Origin of the sequence: Pontibacter anaerobius, assembly GCF_026241195.1 — a bacterium.
Lineage (GTDB): Bacteria > Bacteroidota > Bacteroidia > Cytophagales > Hymenobacteraceae > Pontibacter > Pontibacter anaerobius.
The window spans coordinates 1-967 of record NZ_JAPFQO010000025.1; the positions used below are offsets into that span (position 1 = coordinate 1).

At 42.2% G+C, this 967-nt stretch carries 1 protein-coding gene; it reads right to left on the reverse strand.

Annotation, left to right across the window (positions count from 1 at the left end; all coding sequences use genetic code 11):
* Window positions 1-132: 132 nt before the first annotated feature.
* A complete protein-coding gene (locus OO017_RS19855; protein ID WP_266054449.1) occupies window positions 133-834 on the reverse strand; it encodes an SMI1/KNR4 family protein in 702 nt (233 codons plus the stop codon).
* Window positions 835-967 lie beyond the last annotated feature (133 nt).

Consider the following 967-nt stretch of genomic DNA (forward strand, 5'->3'; position numbering starts at 1 on the left):
ACTACTACAGGGAAGTAGCTCCACAACTTAACGAACCGCTGTATGCGAGACCCGCTTGTACAGTGGTGTGAGAGGCGCTCCCCGCTACCTAACGGTGGCGGGGCCGTCTACTCGATTAGCATAAGTTTTTCTTCAATTCACATACATTTTCCAGTATTCAACTGAAGGGGCAAGTTCATGGCAAATCTGTCTCCACTTTTTATAGTCACAATCCAAGTAGCCTTCATCATCCAGTGAGAAAACATTAGATTCATACCCTACTAAGATTGCGTCAAAGAAATCATTTAGTGAATTGAAGAGGTAATCTGGCTCTTCACCAAAGGTATTTGTCCAGTATATTCTACCATAGTTCTCTGTGCCTTCATTTAAGTCTACCCAATAACAGTTCCCAGCTCCATCATTGATGAACGGAAAAAGCTTTTCTCCCAGTTGGTAATTAATCCGATATATTTCCTTATACTCTTTCCAGTTCATGTCTCGGTAGTAATTTACAGACCAATCCAAATCCATTAAGTCATAAATTGGAATGATACCTGTTTTCCCTGATGGTGTCTCGCCGTCTAAATACACCCCGTTGATTGTAAGGTACAGCTCCCTTAGCTCTGGACTAAATTTCATCCCAAGCTTTTCTTCCGTTTCTGTTATCTTAGATTCAGTAGCAGGTGGCTGAACTATGTTGGGCATGTGATAGCCCATTGCCTTCTGATAATCTATTATTCTAGCTATATCTTCTCTAATCTTTCCCAAAGTATTTTCTGCTATGGCTTGTTCCTTGATTACTGGTTGCTTAGGATTACATGAGATTAGCACCAACAGCAATAACAGTCTTTTCATGCTTATAATTTACCACAACGAAATGGTCTAGCAGACGCTTTGGCTTGTCAGGCTTGCGAGGGTGTCTGCTAGGGTGTGTTGGGCGGGGTTGTTTTTCCCTTTTTCCCCCCGGCACTGCGTTGTAAAAACAAGG

Bases quoted from the DNA above. Each gene is read 5' to 3' on its own strand.
- OO017_RS19855 (WP_266054449.1), bottom strand. From the start codon at position 834: ATGAAAAGACTGTTATTGCTGTTGGTGCTAATCTCATGTAATCCTAAG.